The organism is Rhizobacter sp. P2_H2 (assembly GCF_056403375.1).
In genome coordinates, this window is sequence record NZ_JBFUFP010001614.1 from 1 (window position 1) to 828 (window position 828).

Here is an 828-nt window from a genome sequence, read left to right on the forward strand (position 1 = left end):
GCCTTCGAGGCCGCGGGGGCGCTCGACAAGCTGGAGGCGTTCGCCAGCTTCAACGGGCCGGCCTTCTACGGCCTGCCGCGCAACACGCAGCGCGTGACGCTGCGCCGCGAAAGCTGGACACTCCCTGAGTCCCTGCCGTTCGGCGAGGCCCGTCTGAAGCCGCTGCGCGGCGGCGAGACGCTGAACTGGAAACTGGAGACTGCATGACCCTGCTCGACAAGCCCGCCCGCATCGCCTTGCTGATCGATGCCGACAACTCGCCCGCCAGCAAGATCGACGTGATCCTGGCCGAGCTGGCCAAGGTGGGCGTCGCGAACATCCGGCGCGCCTATGGCAACTGGAAGAAGGACGGGCTGAAGGGCTGGGAGGCGGTGCTGCACGAGTACGCGATCCGCCCGGTGCAGCAGTTCGACTACAKCAAGGGCAAGAACGCCACCGACATGGGCATGGTCATCGAGGCGATGGACCTGCTCTACACCGACCAGCCCGATGCGTTCGGCATCGTCTCGTCCGACAGCGACTTCACGCCGCTCGTGATGCACCTGAAGGCCAAGGGGGCGCTCGTCTACGGTTTCGGCGCGAAGAAGACGCCGATGCCGTTCGTCAATGCCTGCTCGCGCTTCCTGTATCTCGAGAACCTGGGGCAGGCCGTCGCGGTCGAGGCGGCCGATGCCGACACGGCCGCGGCCAAGCCCGCGAAGGCCAAGCCGGCGGCCGGTCGCAAGACCCGCGGCGGTGCCAAGGCGGCACCGGAGCCCGCGCCGGTGGCGGCCGAGCCGGCCGCGGCGCTGCGCCAGGACACCGCGGCGCTGAAGCAGGATGCGCGGC

At 69.4% G+C, this 828-nt stretch carries 1 protein-coding gene and 1 pseudogene; both read left to right on the plus strand.

Annotated elements, in window-relative coordinates:
• A pseudogene (locus AC1D15_RS35105) lies at nt 1-207 on the plus strand (dihydroorotase); the annotation flags it as partial.
• Nucleotides 204-828: NYN domain-containing protein (locus AC1D15_RS35110; protein ID WP_477829716.1), on the plus strand; the 625-nt coding region annotated here is incomplete at its 3' end. The pseudogene AC1D15_RS35105 and the gene AC1D15_RS35110, both read left to right, overlap by 4 nt.